The sequence below is a fragment of the Corynebacterium nasorum genome (assembly GCF_022345765.1).
Classification (GTDB): domain Bacteria; phylum Actinomycetota; class Actinomycetes; order Mycobacteriales; family Mycobacteriaceae; genus Corynebacterium; species Corynebacterium kefirresidentii.
Genome location: NZ_JAKRDR010000003.1, coordinates 147,870 through 163,564 on the forward strand (window position 1 = coordinate 147,870; position 15,695 = coordinate 163,564).

Annotated in this window: 15 protein-coding genes and 3 tRNA genes; 8 read left to right on the plus strand and 10 right to left on the minus strand. The window is 59.8% G+C overall.

Annotated elements, in window-relative coordinates; genetic code table 11:
• Positions 1 to 65 precede the first annotated feature (65 nt).
• The 3 genes from MHK04_RS04000 to cmrA all read left to right on the plus strand — a co-directional run bounded on the left by MHK04_RS04000 (position 66) and on the right by cmrA (position 1,991).
• Positions 66 to 983, plus strand: a complete 918-nt coding sequence (locus tag MHK04_RS04000; RefSeq protein ID WP_023020890.1) for a LysR family transcriptional regulator — start codon at positions 66 to 68, stop codon at positions 981 to 983.
• Between the two features lie 39 nt (positions 984 to 1,022).
• Positions 1,023 to 1,096 (plus strand) — tRNA-Arg (locus MHK04_RS04005).
• Between the two features lie 94 nt (positions 1,097 to 1,190).
• Entirely contained in the window at positions 1,191 to 1,991 is an 801-nt protein-coding gene (gene cmrA, locus MHK04_RS04010) for a mycolate reductase (RefSeq protein ID WP_239207933.1), read from the plus strand.
• Here cmrA and MHK04_RS04015 read toward each other — a convergent pair.
• Entirely contained in the window at positions 1,988 to 3,529 is a 1,542-nt protein-coding gene (locus tag MHK04_RS04015; protein WP_239207934.1) for an alanine/glycine:cation symporter family protein, read from the minus strand. The two genes, cmrA and MHK04_RS04015, sit on opposite strands and share 4 nt — an antisense overlap.
• A 211-nt stretch (positions 3,530 to 3,740) precedes the next feature.
• Here MHK04_RS04015 and orn point away from each other — a divergent pair, with 211 nt between their 5' ends.
• A complete protein-coding gene (orn, locus tag MHK04_RS04020) occupies positions 3,741 to 4,388 on the plus strand; it encodes an oligoribonuclease (protein WP_239207935.1) in 648 nt (215 codons plus the stop codon).
• A gap of 49 nt (positions 4,389 to 4,437) precedes the next feature.
• A tRNA-His gene (locus MHK04_RS04025) sits at positions 4,438 to 4,513 on the plus strand.
• A 28-nt stretch (positions 4,514 to 4,541) separates the two neighbouring features.
• Here the strand turns inward: MHK04_RS04025 and MHK04_RS04030 are convergent.
• Positions 4,542 to 5,498, minus strand: a complete 957-nt coding sequence (locus MHK04_RS04030) for an MsnO8 family LLM class oxidoreductase (protein ID WP_200288705.1) — start codon at positions 5,496 to 5,498, stop codon at positions 4,542 to 4,544.
• A 29-nt stretch (positions 5,499 to 5,527) separates the two neighbouring features.
• A complete protein-coding gene (locus MHK04_RS04035) occupies positions 5,528 to 6,799 on the minus strand; it encodes a L,D-transpeptidase (RefSeq protein WP_411350901.1) in 1,272 nt (423 codons plus the stop codon).
• Between the two features lie 170 nt (positions 6,800 to 6,969).
• On the opposite strand from MHK04_RS04035, the gene MHK04_RS04040 reads away from it, so the two are divergent.
• Positions 6,970 to 7,042 (plus strand) — tRNA-Lys (locus MHK04_RS04040).
• Between the two features lie 178 nt (positions 7,043 to 7,220).
• On the opposite strand, the gene MHK04_RS04045 is transcribed toward MHK04_RS04040, so the two are convergent.
• From MHK04_RS04045 to MHK04_RS04065, 5 genes are all read right to left on the minus strand, one after another.
• On the minus strand, positions 7,221 to 7,982 hold the full coding sequence (locus MHK04_RS04045) for an ABC transporter ATP-binding protein (protein ID WP_023020884.1): 762 nt from the start codon (positions 7,980 to 7,982) through the stop codon (positions 7,221 to 7,223).
• Positions 7,973 to 9,028, minus strand: coding sequence for a FecCD family ABC transporter permease (locus MHK04_RS04050; RefSeq protein WP_239207937.1), 1,056 nt, complete (start codon positions 9,026 to 9,028; stop codon positions 7,973 to 7,975). Before MHK04_RS04050 ends, MHK04_RS04045 begins: the two co-directional genes overlap by 10 nt.
• On the minus strand, positions 9,028 to 10,191 hold the full coding sequence (locus MHK04_RS04055; protein ID WP_239207938.1) for an ABC transporter substrate-binding protein: 1,164 nt from the start codon (positions 10,189 to 10,191) through the stop codon (positions 9,028 to 9,030). The genes MHK04_RS04050 and MHK04_RS04055 overlap by 1 nt, the downstream gene beginning before the upstream one ends.
• A gap of 90 nt (positions 10,192 to 10,281) precedes the next feature.
• The gene (locus MHK04_RS04060; protein ID WP_239204937.1) at positions 10,282 to 11,559 is read right to left on the minus strand and encodes a glutaminase; all 1,278 of its coding nucleotides are present in this window, start codon (positions 11,557 to 11,559) and stop codon (positions 10,282 to 10,284) included.
• Between the two features lie 58 nt (positions 11,560 to 11,617).
• On the minus strand, positions 11,618 to 11,896 hold the full coding sequence (locus MHK04_RS04065; RefSeq protein WP_023020880.1) for a DUF3618 domain-containing protein: 279 nt from the start codon (positions 11,894 to 11,896) through the stop codon (positions 11,618 to 11,620).
• A 96-nt stretch (positions 11,897 to 11,992) separates the two neighbouring features.
• Here MHK04_RS04065 and bcp point away from each other — a divergent pair, with 96 nt between their 5' ends.
• On the plus strand, positions 11,993 to 12,460 hold the full coding sequence (bcp, locus tag MHK04_RS04070) for a thioredoxin-dependent thiol peroxidase (RefSeq protein ID WP_005327287.1): 468 nt from the start codon (positions 11,993 to 11,995) through the stop codon (positions 12,458 to 12,460).
• Positions 12,461 to 12,718: 258 nt separating this feature from the next.
• Positions 12,719 to 13,705, plus strand: coding sequence for an HNH endonuclease signature motif containing protein (locus MHK04_RS04075; RefSeq protein WP_200288702.1), 987 nt, complete (start codon positions 12,719 to 12,721; stop codon positions 13,703 to 13,705).
• 21 nt (positions 13,706 to 13,726) lie between these two features.
• Here MHK04_RS04075 and bioD read toward each other — a convergent pair whose 3' ends face one another.
• Positions 13,727 to 14,386, minus strand: coding sequence for a dethiobiotin synthase (gene bioD / locus MHK04_RS04080; protein ID WP_239207939.1), 660 nt, complete (start codon positions 14,384 to 14,386; stop codon positions 13,727 to 13,729).
• Positions 14,383 to 15,654 (minus strand): adenosylmethionine--8-amino-7-oxononanoate transaminase, encoded by a 1,272-nt coding sequence (gene bioA, locus MHK04_RS04085; RefSeq protein WP_239207940.1) that lies wholly within the window; start codon positions 15,652 to 15,654, stop codon positions 14,383 to 14,385. The genes bioD and bioA overlap by 4 nt, the downstream gene beginning before the upstream one ends.
• Positions 15,655 to 15,695 lie beyond the last annotated feature (41 nt).

Below are 15,695 nucleotides of genomic sequence, written 5' to 3' on the forward strand. Positions count from 1 at the left end.
GTATAGCGCAACCTAGTTCCCCACCTAACACACATTTTGTCTTTACATGTGCCATGATGGAGCTTATGGACACCCGTCAACTTCTTTATTTTCGCGCCGTTGTAGACAATGGCTCTTTCACGCACGCTGCCGAGTCCCTCGACATGACCCAGCCGTCCCTGAGCCTTTCCATACGAAAGCTAGAAAAGGAACTTAATGCCCAGCTCCTTTCGCGCGGGCGCTCCGGCGTCTCCACCACGGAGGCCGGCGATTATGTCTATGAAACGGCCGTCAAGGTTGACGCTTTACTGAACGAAACCCAGCGCCATATCAGCGAAATCACCGGCGACAAGGCCAGCACCGTTTCCCTCGCCTCCGCCCCCATTTTGAACTGGGAATTTACCCCTTCCGCCCTGGCCGAACTGAAGCGGATTTACCCCACTGCCACTATCTCGCTGGACGACGCCGCGCCGGCCACCGCCATCAAACGCCTGCTGGATGGCCAGGTAGACCTAGCGCTTTTGCCGACATCCGACCCGAAAGCCTTCCTCCGCCGCTACGCCCACGAGCTCACCATCCACCAGGTGGCCACGTTTGATTACTCCGTCGCCCTACCCCAACGCCTTGCAGGGCTTGAGTCTCCCGTCTCGCTCGCGGACCTGCGCGGCGAAACCTGGCTCATTCCGCCGCGCAGCCGCGAGCTTCCTGAGCTAGCAGAATTCTATAGCGACCTGTGGAATAGCCGCCCTGGCCTCAAGCCAGAAAGGACCCAGGAGGTAGCCAGCCTCAATAGCGCCATTCCCATGGTCTCCAGTGGCCTAGGCGTAAGTATCGTGCCCAATTGCGCACCTGCTGTGCAGCCACAGGGCATTATCAACCGCCCAATTTCCGATGAGCTGCCGCACTACTACGCCATCGTGGCCTACCGCACGGATCGCGAGCTGACCGCTGCCGCCCAAGACTTGGTAGACATCCTGCGCGCCCCGCAGCGCACCCTGGCTTAGGTTTCCCCGCCGTCGTGGGCTACTATGAGTGGGTCATAAGCCCCCATAGCTCAGTGGATTAGAGCAGTGGGTTTCTACCCCATGTGTCGCGGGTTCGAATCCTGCTGGGGGCACCGCGCGAAGCCTTGAGGCGCCGAGTTTCTCGCCGCTTCAAGGCTTTTTGTTTACGCTAGGTCTCACCATGCCCCATCCCGGAAAGGATTAACCATGTCGCTTCCCGCCCCCTCCCGCACCTCCTATGCCCTCGTCACGGGAGCCAGCCAAGGCATTGGCAAAGCCATGGCACAGGATTTCGCTGCCCTGGGTTATAACGTCATCCTCGTGGCCCGCCGCCGCGAGTTACTGGAGTCCATTGCTGCGGAGCTCGAGCAGCGCCACAATATTGACGCCATCGCCCTACCGGCGGATCTCGCCGTGGCTGACGACGTCGCCCGCGTAACCGACACCATCGCCACCCACGAGGTATCTATCTTGGTCAATTCCGCCGGAATCGCCAGCTTCGGCCCCTTCATGGACCAGGACTGGTCCTACGAGACCACCCAGTTTGAGCTCAATGGCACTGCTGTCCATCACCTCACGCGGGCCGCCTTGGAACACATGCTGCCGCGCCGCAGCGGCGCCATTTGCAATGTCGGCTCTGCCGCGGGCAATATCCCCATTCCCAATAACGCCACTTATGTCTTCACCAAGGCCGGCGTTAATGCGTTTACAGAGGCCCTACACTACGAGCTAAAGGGCTCCGGCGTATCTTGCACCCTGCTCGCCCCCGGCCCAGTGCGCGAGGCCACTATCGCCGAAGAAGACCAATCAATCGTGGACAAGGTAGTTCCGGATTTCTTGTGGACCACCTATGAGTCTTGCTCCCAAGAAACAATTGCAGCGATGCGCCGCAACCAGCGCCGCGTGGTGCCAGGGCCCTTGTCGAAGGCTATGAATACCCTCAGCCAAGTGCTGCCCACCCCGGTAATTGCACCGCTGGTGGGCAGCTTCTACGCCAAGATGGGCTAAGCCCCGGCGTCTTCTAGATCCTTGTTTTTGAGCACGCTGTCCTCGCCGCGTGCTCGTTTGCGCTCTACCCAGAAGTCTGCATTCCTGATTCCCAAGGCCTCGGGGTCGAACTGCGGATCCTTGCCAGCCTTCTTCTGCTTCTCATAGTCTTTGAGTGCCTTGATGGCAGGAACCTGGAGGAAGAGGATGGCAATGATATTAAGCCATGCCGTCGTGCCAACGCCGATATCACCGAGCGCCCACGCCGCCCCCGGGCTGGTGGTAGCACCGACGATGACGGAGACAATAATCAGCGCGCGCAGCACCCAAATCAGGCCACGGCGAGCAGCGCGGGAGCGTACCCACCGGTTGAAATAGGTAAGGTTAACCTCGGACATGTAGTAGTACGCTAGGACCGTCGTAAAGGCGAAAAAGGCAATGGAGACCGCGATGAAGGTGGGTCCCCATCCTGCAAAGACGCTATCGAGACCGGACTGCACATAGCCAGGCCCCACCTCAACGCCTTCTGGCAGCGAACCGTGGTAGACCACTTCACCATCCTCGGAGCTACCGCGGAAGACGGTGTACATATCCGTAGAAATGATCATGAACGCGGTAGCCGAACAGACAAAGAGCGTATCGACGTAGACCGCAAAGGACTGCACGAAGCCCTGCTTAGCTGGGTGGGAAACCTCAGCGGCTGCAGCGGACTGCGGACCGGTGCCTTGACCGGCCTCATTGGAGTAGATGCCGCGCTTTACACCCCACATGATGGCCGCGCCGAGCATGCCGGAGAAGCCGGCTTCCATATTGAAAGCAGATTTGAAGATAAGCCCGAAGACCTCTGGAATCTGCGAGAAGTTCATGCACATGACCACCACAGAAATCACAATGTAGATAACCGCCATAAAGGGCACGACGATGGTGGCGAAGTTCGCAATACGCTTCACGCCACCGATAATGATGATGGCCAAAATGCCCGCCAGGACAACGGCCGCCCAGGTAGAGTTCACGCCCCACGCGGTATCGGCCGCGGCAGCTACCGCGTTGGCCTGAATTGCGGGAAGGAAGTAGCTGGTTGCCAGGATCATGGCGACGGCAAAGACGATTCCGTAGACCACCATGAAGGGTGCAGCTTTAGTGTGCTTGTAGGCCTTCTCGATGTAGTACGCAGGCCCTCCGCGGTATTCGCCGGTGTCCTGGTCCTTTTCCTTGTAGATCTGGGCCAACGTACATTCGATGAACGAGGTGGACGAGCCCAAAAGCGCCACTGCCCACATCCAGAACACGGCACCAGGTCCACCGAAGGCAATGGCCGTGGACACGCCGGCGATATTACCCACACCCACGCGGCCAGATAGCGAGACCATCAAGGATTGGAAGGAAGAAACGCCGTCTGCGGATTTTTCTCCGTTCACGATCTGTTTGAGCATGTCCGGAATGCAGCGCACCTGCAAACCGCGTGTCACCACGGTGAAATAAATACCCGCGCCGAGGCATAAAAACACCAAGACAGGGGACCAAATTACGGTATTGAGGACATCGAGGAAGTTTGCCATCTGCTCTCTCCTAAGTCTGTCGCACCTCCCGAATGAAGAACGATAACCCAGAGTATGCCCTAACTCACACTACGATATGAGGCAAATCACCAATTATTTTTATGCAGAACAGAAACACACTCACGGGAAGGCCGCCCTACCCAGTGACAATCACCCCTCCAGAACAACCCCGCCCGTACCCCATCTAGGGGTAAAAGGAGGCGGGAGTAGAATGGGCCGCATGCCACATTCCGACATTGCCGCAAAGCACGACCGCCTCGTTTGGATCGATTTGGAAATGACCGGCCTGGACCCCGAGCGCCATGTCATCGTCGAGGTCGCCGCCGTCATCACCGATGGCAATCTCAACATCCTGGGAGAGGGCATCGATCTGGTCGTCCACGCCACCGAGGAGGAGCTGGCACAGATGGATTCCTTCGTCACCGAGATGCATGCCAATTCCGGGTTGGATAAAGAAATCCGCGAGTCCACCACCTCCATCGGCGAGGCCGAAGATGCCGTACTTGCGCTCATCAACGAGTACTGCGATCCGGAGCACCCCGCTCCCCTGGCCGGCAATTCCATTGCGACCGATCGCACGTTCATCCGCACCTATATGCCACGGCTTGATAGTGCCCTGCACTACCGCATGATCGACGTGTCCACCATCAAGGAGCTTGCCCGCCGCTGGCACCCGCGCGCCTATTTCAACCAGCCCGATAAAGGCATGGCCCACCGCGCACTGCAGGACATCATCGAATCCATCCGCGAGCTAGACTTCTACCGCCGCAGCGTCTTCCGCACCGATGAGGGCCCCACCTCCCCCGAGGCGGAGCAGATTAAGGCCGAAACTACCGCAGATTACCAGGCGTTTTTGTAATTTAGGCGGCGTGAGTTAACCTATATCTCGTTGCTTTCACGCAGCGATGGTGGCTGTAGTTCAGCTGGTAGAGCACCAGGTTGTGATCCTGGGTGTCGCGGGTTCGAGTCCCGTCAGCCACCCCAAGTGCCCGAGCCTCGCGCTCGGGCTTTTTCAGTTTTCTACCTGCATGCTCGCCAGCAGCTCCTCCGAACGAGCCCGGCCAGCAACATCTGGCATATCTCCGGTGACCACAAACTCACTAACGCCTAGCCGCTTGCCGACGCCCCTTAGTTCCTCCCTCACTTCCTCCACCGTTCCCCAAACGTCATGGGCCAACGCCTCCTCAATGCGCCGTCGCTGCTGCCCCGTGAGGGCATCCATGTCCAGCTCGCCCGCCGGCCGCAAGGTCGCGAACTCGCCGGTCGATTGCGCTCGCACCTTCGCATAGGCTTCCGGCAACAAGAGATCACGGGCGGCCGCGGACGTCTCGGCAACGGCGATATTGAGCGAAGAGATAATAGGCGGGGCGTCGGCAAGCGCATGTTCGCGATACACTCGCGCAGCGGCCTCCTGCGTGGCTACAGGACCGCCCAGAATGACACCAAGTCCCAACTTTGCCGCCACCATTGCCGAGCGAAAGCCCGCCAAAACATAGAGCGGGGTGCCCCTATACTCAGGCCTGACCGTCACCGCCTCTTCGCCGCGCAGGTAGCGCAAGAGCGTGGCTAGCTCCGTCTCGAAGCGCTGCTTCACCTCGGCCGGCTCCCCCTGGCGCAGCGCCTTTCGCACCGGCGCGGTAAACCCGACGGAGGAGCCAATCCCTATATCAATGCGCCCGGGATACAGCGCCTCGAGGAGATTAATCTGCTCGGCCACCAGAAACGGCGGGTGATTGAGCAACATAATGCCGGCCGTGCCCACCCGAATGCGCTGCGTCTGTGCCGCAACGTGCGCCGCGAGCATCCCCGGCTGCCCCGCTGGTATTCCCGGCACACCGTGATGTTCGGCCACTAGAAAGCGCTGAAACCCTAACTTCTCTACGTGCCGGGCGTGTTCGGCCACCTGATCCAGTGGGCCGGCTGCCCCGCGGTCCAAAACAGAAAAGCGCATGGCCACCACTGTAGCCATGCGCTTGTGCCTTGCGCGGCCCCTAGCCGCTACTGATTAGCGTCCGTGTTACCTTTAGACCACTCGTCCCAGGACATATTCCAGTCACCGAGACCGTCCAACGCATTAAGCGTCTCGCCGTAGGTGTTGAATACCCGCACCACGTCGCCACGCTTCATCGTCTCCTGGAACCACTGCGCAGCCTCCGGCGTCACGTTGACGCAACCGTGGGACGTATTGGTATTGCCCTGCGCCCACACGGACCACGGAGCGGAGTGGACATAGATGCCGGAATAAGACATTTGCGTAGCCCAGTCCACGGTCGTGCGGTAGCCGCCCGCGTCATGGGCTAGGCCAAAGGTCTCCGAGTCCATGACTAGCTGCGGGTGCTCATCGCCGATAACGTAGCGGCCATTGGGCGTATCGTACTGATAATCGCGGCCCAGCGAGACCGGGATGGCACGCAAGAACTTCTTATTCTTAAAGACCTTCATCGTCTTGGTGGCGTTATCAATAATGGCCACCGTGCGGTCACCGATGGTGAAATTCGTCTTGGCGTTTTCACCGCCATAGATTCCCCCACCTAGGTCCTTGCCATACTGGTCCACCTTTACTTCAACCTTAGTGCCCGGCTCCCAGTAATCCTTCGGACGCCAGCGCACCTCCTGGTTATTGACCCAGTGGAAAGCGCCTTCCACCTTGGGGTTAGTGCTCACAGTAATGGTCTTTTCAGCCGCCTTCCGGTCCGTAATTGGCACACCGAAATTCACCCCAATAACCTGACCGACGCCGACTTCAGAATCCGGGATAGGGGAAAGCGAGACTTCGGCAACACCCGCTGCTTGCGGGGTGGAAAAACTGAGGCTCTTCTTGTTGCCATCTACATCGGAGGCCAAGATGGAATAAGTGTGGTTATAGCCCAAGTCCTCCGCAGTAGACCACGTCTTGGCGTCTTTAGAGAGCTTTTCTTTAACTTCCACGCCCATTTCATTGGTCATGGTGACGCTCTTGAGCTTGCCCGTGGTCTCCACGGTGACAGGCTTGGACGGATCTACATCCGTCGCCCCGTCCTTTACGGAGGCTACAAGGCCGTCTTTCTTTTTGTCGGACTCTTTGCCGCCGTCCTTGTCTCCATCCGCATGTGCGGCGGCGGTGGATTCTTGGTCGGCAGCCTGATTCTCGGCTGAGGAATCAGAGGAGCAGGAGGCGGCGGCTAGGGAAATGCACGCAACGCCCACGGCCGCTACGAGACGGCGCGCGATAGGGAGGGAATTTTTCACTGAGTTGCCCTTAGACACGTAATTGCTGCTTTCAAAGACCAACATAGATTAGCGTCTCCCTCCGCCAATTACCAGAAGCCACTTCAGGCATTAACCAATTTGTTATACACCCTTTAAAAACCGCTTTGACCAGGCGATTTTACACTTTTAAAGAATGGCTGCTAGAGTATCTACTCGTTGCACAGAGAGCCACACGGCAGGAAGTCAACAATGCGCCATTAGCTCAATTGGCAGAGCAACTGACTCTTAATCAGTGGGTTCGGGGTTCGATTCCCTGATGGCGCACAATACGAATCTCGAGGCGTTGTTCTTAGAACGGCACCTCGAGATTTTTCTTTTTATGAGCCAGTCCTTGTCACCGCGCCGCACATGACTTATGTGCTCACGGCGCCAAGAAACCAGATGCCTGATGACTCACCACTAAAACTAATAAAAATAGGCCGGGCGATTACCCGGCCTTGTGCTATCTCACCCGCAACGGGGCAATGAGTGGAGCGCCGCCATGCTGGACGACGTCCGCCTCTACCCCATACACGCCCTCCACGAGCTCCCCCGTGAGAACGTCCGCAGGGCTACCTTGAGCACGAATATGACCCTTTTTAAGCACCACCAGCTGGTCACACATGCGCGCGGCCAGGTTGATGTCATGGATGGCCACAAGGCCCAGGCTGCCATCGCGCTGTGCTTTGGCACGGACCTCATCCAAGACAAAGATCTGGTGATGGAGGTCGAGGGCGGACGTGGGTTCGTCGAGAAGCATGAGGCCTGGATTTCCCACCAGCATCTGTGCCACCGCCACAAGCTGACGCTGGCCACCAGAGAGCTCATTGAGGTAGCGCGAAGCAATCGCATCCAGCCCCAAGGAGTGCAGTACCTCACCCGTGCGTGTAATCGGGTCTTCGCAGGCCTCCCGGCGCGCGGAAATCAGCACGGCTTCAAAGGCCCGCAGCGCGGCCGTGCTCGTAAGGTCCTGCGGCACGTAGCCGATAAGCTGGCGGCGTCGCTTGCCGCGCGGGGCCGTGCCATCGACGCGGAAATCCACCTCGCCGTCACAGCCGCGGTGCACGCCGGCTAGGGACTTAATAAGCGTTGTCTTGCCAGAGGCATTCGGCCCCAAAAGGCCAACTAGCTGCCCGCCGTGGAGCTTTTCCACATCCACGGACTCCAGCACGCGATGCTTGCCATAGGCCGCACTCAGGCCGGAAATAGTCAGTTCTACGTCCACAGTGCCCTCCTTCGGGTCATGACGATAGCAATGAAGAATGGCACGCCCAGCAGCGAAGTAACGATGCCAATAGGAATAGCCAAGCCTGGTTTAATCATCAGGCTCACCGCATGCGCTGCACACATCACGGCTGCACCCGCCGCCATGGAGGCCGGCAGGAAGTAACGCTGGTCCTCGCCTACCAGCATGCGGGCGATGTGCGGGCCCACCAAGCCAATGAAGCCGATGATGCCTGCGAAGGCCACGGTCGTCGCCGCGACCAGCGAGACCACGATAAGCACCACTACGCGCAGGCGCGAGGTATTGATGCCCATGGCGGTAGCGCGGGCGTCGCCAAGCCGCAAGGCCGTCAGGCGCCAGCCCAGCACCCACAGGATAGGCAGGGCGATAATGAGCACGGCCGCCAGCACGCCATTGGCCGCCCAGTTGGCGCGAGTCAGAGAACCCATGGACCAATAGACAATCTGCTGCAGCGCCTCGGCCGAAGACCGGTATTGGATAAGCGCCAGCATGGCTTGGAAGAAGAACACCAAGCCGATGCCCAGCAGCACCATAGTTTCCGCTTTAGCGCCGCGAATAACAGCCGCAATCACGATGATCGCGGTGGCTACCGCGGCCGAAAGCCACGCCACCAACGCGAGATTGAACTGCGGCTGCGCAATCAGCTGCCATTTGAGCACGATGGAGCTGGCGCCGCCAAACGCGGCGGCCGCCGAAATGCCCAGCGTGAACGGCTCGGCTAGCGGGTTATTAAGGATGGTCTGCATCTCCGCGCCAGCCATAGACAGCGCCATGCCAATGAGCACGGCCATCACGGCCATAGGCAGGCGCAGCTGCCATAGCACCGTGCGCGTCTGGTCATCCAGCCCCGCAGGATTGACTATGCCCTTCATGACCTCGCCCGGGCTGATATCGATCGCACCCACGAAGTTGCTGATAATAAAAGCCACGGCTGCGATCAGGGTCAGGCCCACAACAATGCCGATGCGTTGCCACGTTAATTTCTTGTGCTGCCGCGCCAGCGCGGCTACCTCTGCGCCCTCCATTAGTTGGTGCTAAAGAAGGTTCCCTCGCCGGAAACCGGCGAGTACTTTTCTTGCGCATCCATCCACTGCTTGGCGACGTCCATATCGGCATACGCCTCCGGGTCAATCCACTCCGCGACCTGCAGCAGCGCCAGGTAATTAAACGGCGAATCATAGAACTGGTGCCACATGCTGTGCAGGTGGTGTTCCTTGACTGCACGCAGCTTATCGAAGCCGGCCTGCTTGCCCGGCAGCTTGGCGACGCTGCCCTTGGCTTCCTTTTCATCAATGCCATAACCGACTGCCGCATAGCCGACTGGGTGGCCCTCATCGTCCTTCATCTCGGACCAATCGCCACCGGTGGCAATAACCATGTCCGGGTCAGATTCAAGGACCTTTTCCGGAGTGATCGTGCCGGACTCGCCCGGAATGACTTTATCGCCGATATTCTCGCCGCCGGCCGCGTTGACCAGCTGGGAGATATTGGAATCGTTCCACGAACCGCAGCAATCGGAGACACCTGCTGCTCTCCAAACGAAGGTCTTTGGTTTATCTTTTACCTTCTCTGCGCGGTCTTCAACCAGATCCACCGTCTCTTGCCAGTCCGCGTTGAATTCCTCAGCGCGCTCCTCTTGGCCGAAGATCTCGCCGAAGATGTCCATAGTCTTAGGCGTATTCTCCAGCGGGTCGCGGCGGAAGTCGGTGACCGCATACTTCAAACCAGCCTGGTCCATCTTGTCGGTCAGGCCAGCTTCGCGGGAGGCATCGTATTGATCCAGCGAGAGCACAATGAGGTCCGGGTCTAGGCTCACGAGTTTTTCTACGGTGACATCGCCCTTGGCAAAGCCGCCGATCTCTGGAACCTCGTTTACGGACGGCAGTTCTTTTTCCAGCGCCGCGTAGTAATCCGGCACGTTCTGCTTGAGATCCGTACCGATGCCAACGACCTTGTCCAGTGGATTATCGGGGTCGAGTACACCGGTGGCAAAAATCGATCGGCCCTCCCCCAAAATCACGCGATCGGGAGCGTTATCCAGTTCCACGTCACGGCCGGTGATATCGGTGAAGGAGAACTCGGCATCGCCACTGGAGCCGCCAGTTACTTCCTCAGCTGCGCCACAGCCGACGAGTGCGGTTGCCGATGCCGCCACAACCGCCATCACCTTGAAGGGGGTATGAGCCATTTTTAGTCCTTGGTTGTTGGATGCCCTCGCAGCAGCCGCGATGGGCCTTACATAGGACATCCTAACCTGACTAAGTAAGGTAACCCAAACCTAAACGGGTTCGCCGTTGATCGTGTAGTCTTCCGGCTCTCCCTTGGGCACCTCAGTTCCGTCCGCCATGGTGCGGTTTTCCAACTCTCCATCCGGATCCACAATCGCAATATCGAAGCCGGACTCGCGAATTCGGCGCAGCCCCTCTTTCAGCATGCGCCGGCCCATGCGGTTCGTACCGGTGATATGCGATAGCTCGAGCACCACCGTGCCTTCGCCAAAATCCGACTCCATCAGCTCGTACAAGATGGTCTCGGCCGCGTTGAAGTTAATCAGGCCCTGCAGATAGATGACGGTCAGCTCGGCATCCTGCTCCACCTTGCGCACTGGGTTCACGCCATAGCGCTCATCCGTAGACATTAGGTGCAGGCCCATATCCTTCGACAACAACTTAAACGCATCCACCCCGCGCACCGAGTTGCCCTCCTTGTTCAGCCGCGGCGAGAACGTCGCCACACCCAGCTGGCCAGGCAGAGTACCCAAGAGGCCACCTGAAACACCCGACTTCGCCGGGATTCCCACCTCGGCCATCCACCGGCCGGCGCCGTCATACATGCCGGCCGAGCTCATCACTGACAGCGTCAGTCGGCACACGTCCGCATCCAAAATCTTGTCTCCCGTTACCGGCTGCACCCCACCATTGGCCAGAGTTGCCGACATCACGGCCAAGTCCCGCACCGTCACCACAATCGAACACTGCTCGATATACGTCGAGACCGCATCGTGTGCCTCGTCCTGGATGATGTCGTAATTGCGCAGCATGTGCGCTAGCGAAAGGTTGCGTTCGCTGACATCGAGCTCGGAGGAGCGCATGGCGTCGTCGATAAGCAAGTCGCGGCCTGCCAACCGGGAGAAATAGGTGCGCAGCCGCTCCACGCGCGCGGCCGGCTCCGAATCCACGCCATTAATCAACTGCGTGACCGCAATCGCGCCCGCATTGATCATGGGGTTGACCGGCCGGTGGTCATCGCGGTTGAGCGAAAGCTCATTGAAAGCCTCCCCCGAAGGCTCCATGCCCACTATCTCGCGCACCGCGGAAAGGCCGAGCTCCTGCAGCGCCAGTGCGTAAACAAACGGTTTAGACAGGGATTGCAGGGTAAATTCCACCTCATCATCGCCCGCGGAATATACGTGGCCGGTGGTGGTGCACATCGCGGCGCCGAGGTACTCGGGCTCCGCCTTAGCCAACTCCGGAATATAATCCGCCACGGTGCCGTCGCGATTATCGCGCACCTTATTGAGGATTTCCTGCAAATAAAAAGGGATTGGTGTCTTCATCCCAACCCAGCCTACGAAAAAAGTCCCCGCGGTGTGCGGGGACTTCCTTAATTAGTAATTAGTGGCGCTCGGACAGCAGGCGCTGCAGCTCCTTCAAGTCGCTCTTGCGGCGGCGAGAACGGAAGATCGAGAAAGCAATTAGTCCAACCACAGCGGCGCCGACGCCGCCAAGGGCCATCTGCACGTTGCGGTCCTGCAGCTTATCGGTAGCCGCGGTCTTGGCCTCGTTGGCAAAGTTCTGCGGCTTGCTGCGCTGCGCAAGCTCGTCCAGGGTGCCGGCCAGCTGGCGGCGAGTGCGCTCGATATCGCGTTGAATGTCTTCAATATTGCGTGCCACGAAGTTCTCCTCTTAACTTAGGTTCGCTCTTAACGGGATCATTCTACCCCGCCGGTGCAAAAGCGTGCAGCCCGGCCGGTAAGTATGGTGGGAACCATGACTGAAAACCGATTGAACGTTGGAGATACCGCCCCTGCCTTTGCGCTCGCCGACGACGCCGGAAACACCGTTTCCCTCGCCGATTACGCAGGCCAACGCGTACTCGTCTATTTCTACCCCCGCGCCAATACCCCGGGCTGCACCAAGGAGGCCTGCGATTTCCGTGATTCCTTGGAGCAGCTCAATGATCTCAATATTGCCGTCGTAGGCATCTCTCCCGATAAGCCAGAGGCGCTGGCAAAATTCCGCGCGGACCATGAGCTGAACTTCCCGCTCCTGTCGGATCCGGATAAGTCCGTTATGACCGCCTACGGTGCCTTTGGCGAGAAGAAGAATTACGGCAAGGTCGTCCAGGGCGTCATCCGCTCCACCTTCTTGGTCGAGCCGGACGGCACCATCGGCCAGACGCACTACAATGTCAAGGCCACCGGCCACGTCGCCCGCGTGATGAAGGGCCTAAGCTAGCGCGGCGTCGTCCAGCGCAGTGACGAACGCATTGACCGGGCCGGTCTCCTTATCCACAGCCTGGCCGTACGGTGCAATTGCGCAACTGCGCGCGATCCGGGGGCCTTTCTAGCACGGTGGTAGCGATCTAAAGCGCGCTCGTTTCGCGCCTTTGTGCCACTTCCGCCCACCGCAGGCAGTTGACACTTAAACAAGCTATCCACAGCTGCGGCCGTCTACGACTCAGCTCTACTGCCAGTCCTGTTTAGAGTTGCGGCCATGAGCGCACTGAAGGCTTATGCCTCCCACATAGCCTCGGCGATGGATATCCTCGCCGAGGCCCGCGGCATGTCTGAGCGCGCCCTCATCGAGCTGGGTCTACCCGATGTAGAAGCCCGCGACGTCCGCGCGCTTGCCGCGGTTTATTTCGGCCCAACGCGCTTCAGCCGGAAGCAACGCCACGCCACCACGGCCGCTCGCCACCATGACCTCATAACGCTCAAGCTGATTGAAAAATATGTCTCCCGCGTGCGCACACAGCGCGATGCGTGGAACTTGCGGGTAGAGCTGTGCCGCCTGCGAGGCCCCGCCTCTGAAATCGCCCGCCGCGCCAAGCAACGCCTCCGCGACCTCCGCCCGCGCCGCTCGCCGCCCCGCGAAGGGGTGCAGCTCCTTCGCCGCCCGAATGGCCCCTGGACCATGCGGATTACCGCCCCCTCTGCCTTCCTCGCGGAGTTTGACGCCGCGCTCGACCCCGCGCGCCCACTCGATTCCCTGCGCGATCTCCTTCGCGGCTCGGGCGCCCCTTCCGCGCGCACCACAACCAACGTCATCATCCCGCTCAACGCGCTGGACCGCATCTTGGACGGCGACGGTGAAGAAGTCACCCTGCGGCTGACTAATGGCGCCACCATTACCGGTGCCGAGTTGGTCGAGCGTACTTTCACCGAGCACGGACTAGCCACCCTTATCCATCCCGTTAAAGGCCCCGTCAACCTGTATCGCACCTCGCGCTACGCCACCGAGAAACAGCGGCAGATGGCCGCGGCCGAAAACCCTACCTGCCCGTGGCCGCCGTGCAACCACCCGGCGGACAAGGCCCAGATCCATCACCTGAAGGCTTGGAAGCACGGAGGACTGACCAATATGGACAACCTCACCGTGTGCTGCCCGTATCACAACGGGGTCAACCAAGATGATCCGAATGCCCCGCCGCTGCGTGGACGCCTTGCCCGAGTCAATGGCAAGGTTCGTTGGGTCCGCTAGCGCTGCCTCTGCGAGGTAGCGCTACTCGGCGTGCTCGACAAAGTCCGCGTAGACTTCCGCGGCTACCCGCGCGAATTCGGCCGGTGCCATGCGCGCCATGCCCTCCGGCAGGCTGCCCCACAACGTACAGCCTGTCACCTCCGGCATCTCCTCCAGGTTCAGGCGCGTAGCCAAGTCCGGATCGGCCGGCAGCGAGCCGCCAACTAGCCCGAGCACCTCAATTCCACGGCGTTGTGCCTCGCGCACGGTCAGCTCGGCCGCGTTGAGGCTTCCTAGGTTAAGGGAGGTGACGATGAGGAGCTTATCGGCGACGTCGGCAAGCGTATAGGCGTCCGTTAAACGCACGAGGAGCCCGCCGGCGCCTTCCACGAGCACCACACGGCCGGGTGCGTCAAGGGCGGCAATCCATTCTTTAAGTTCCTGCAGGCTGGGTTGGCCCATGCCGGCCCGGCGCGCAGAAAGATTCGGCGCCAGTGGCTCCGGAAAGCGCACCATCTCTGCTACCTCCACCCCCGCCAGCTTGCCGACGGTCGCCGCATCCCCCTTCCCCTCCGGCTCTCCCGTCTGCAGCGGTTTGGCGTAGATGACCTCGCGGCCGCGTTGCTTGAACGCGCTGGCGAGCGCGGCCGTGGCCACAGTCTTACCGACGTCAGTATTCGTCCCCGTCACGTAAATTATCACTGTCGTCCTCCTGCCACCGCAGCGCGCACGCCGCGGCACATTTGCGCTATTTCATCTGCGGTGCTGATAAACGGCGGCATGATATAAATCAACCGGCCGAACGGACGTAACCACACACCTTGGGCTACGGCTGCGGCCGTCGCTGCGGACATATTTACATCGCATTCCATTTCCACCACACCTATGGCGCCAAGTACGCGCACGTCGGCTACCCCAGGTTCCTCGGACAGGCCCTCAAACCCTCGTTGCAGCTGCTTTTCGATGCCGGCTACCTGCTCGCGCCAATTGCCCTCCAAAATGAGCGCAGTTGCCTCGGCCGAAACGGCACAAGCGAGTGGATTAGCCATAAATGTTGGTCCGTGCATCAGCGCGCGCGGACTCATCCCCTCGGCCACCTTCGCGGTGGCGAGCGTGGCAGCCATGGTCATAAAACCGCCGGTCATCGCCTTGCCAACGCACATGATATCTGGCACAACGCCAGCGGCTTGGGTGGCAAAGAGTTCACCTGTGCGGCCGAACCCGGTGGCGATTTCGTCCGCGATGAGCACGATACCGTGGCGGTCGCAGATTTCTCGGGCCCCGCGGACCAGCTCGTGGTCGTGAAAGCGCATGCCACCCGCGCCTTGGACTACAGGTTCAATAATTAGCCCCGCAACTTCTTCCGTGATGCACGCTTCCAGCTCGCGCAGATAGTTCGCGCGCTCGGCCGGGCTAGCCCCGCGAGTAGGCGGCGCCGGGGCAAAAATCTGCTGCGCTAAGGTACCGGTCCACATCGAGTGCATGCCGCCTTCGGGATCGCACACGCTCATCGCCGCGAAGGTATCGCCATGATACCCCGACCTCCACGTCAACATCTTGGAGCGCTCTGGGTGCCCTGCGCCACGGGCATACTGCAGTGCCATTTTGATGGCTACTTCTACCGATACAGATCCGGAATCGGAATAAAAGACCTGCTCAAAATTACCACGCGTTAATTCCATGAGGTTACGAGTAAGCCGCGCAGCCGGTTCGTGGGTGAGTCCGCCGAACATGACGTGGCTCACCCTCTCGATTTGTTCGTTCGCTGCCGCCTTGAGCCGCGGGTGGCCGTGGCCGTGGGCGGCGGCCCACCAGGAAGACATGGCGTCGATAAGCGTGGTGCCATCTGCGAGTGTTAAATAAACGCCGGCGGCCGAGTCCACCACAAGCGTGGGCTCGCCTGGCTCGGCGTAGGGATGCCAAATGTGGCGTGCGTCGAGAGCGGCAATGTCCTCCGCTGAAATATCCATGATTTTAGGTTTATCACAGACTTTCGGCCGTTATAGTGCTT

Coding starts and splice junctions, on each gene's coding strand:
- MHK04_RS04000 (WP_023020890.1), top strand. CDS start 66: ATGGACACCCGTCAACTTCTTTATTTTCGCGCCGTTGTAGACAATGGC.
- cmrA (WP_239207933.1), top strand. CDS start 1,191: ATGTCGCTTCCCGCCCCCTCCCGCACCTCCTATGCCCTCGTCACGGGA.
- MHK04_RS04015 (WP_239207934.1), bottom strand. CDS start 3,529: ATGGCAAACTTCCTCGATGTCCTCAATACCGTAATTTGGTCCCCTGTC.
- orn (WP_239207935.1), top strand. CDS start 3,741: ATGGGCCGCATGCCACATTCCGACATTGCCGCAAAGCACGACCGCCTC.
- MHK04_RS04030 (WP_200288705.1), bottom strand. CDS start 5,498: ATGGCTACAGTGGTGGCCATGCGCTTTTCTGTTTTGGACCGCGGGGCA.
- MHK04_RS04050 (WP_239207937.1), bottom strand. CDS start 9,028: ATGGAGGGCGCAGAGGTAGCCGCGCTGGCGCGGCAGCACAAGAAATTA.
- MHK04_RS04055 (WP_239207938.1), bottom strand. CDS start 10,191: ATGGCTCATACCCCCTTCAAGGTGATGGCGGTTGTGGCGGCATCGGCA.
- MHK04_RS04060 (WP_239204937.1), bottom strand. CDS start 11,559: ATGAAGACACCAATCCCTTTTTATTTGCAGGAAATCCTCAATAAGGTG.
- bcp (WP_005327287.1), top strand. CDS start 11,993: ATGACTGAAAACCGATTGAACGTTGGAGATACCGCCCCTGCCTTTGCG.
- MHK04_RS04075 (WP_200288702.1), top strand. CDS start 12,719: ATGAGCGCACTGAAGGCTTATGCCTCCCACATAGCCTCGGCGATGGAT.
- bioA (WP_239207940.1), bottom strand. CDS start 15,654: ATGGATATTTCAGCGGAGGACATTGCCGCTCTCGACGCACGCCACATT.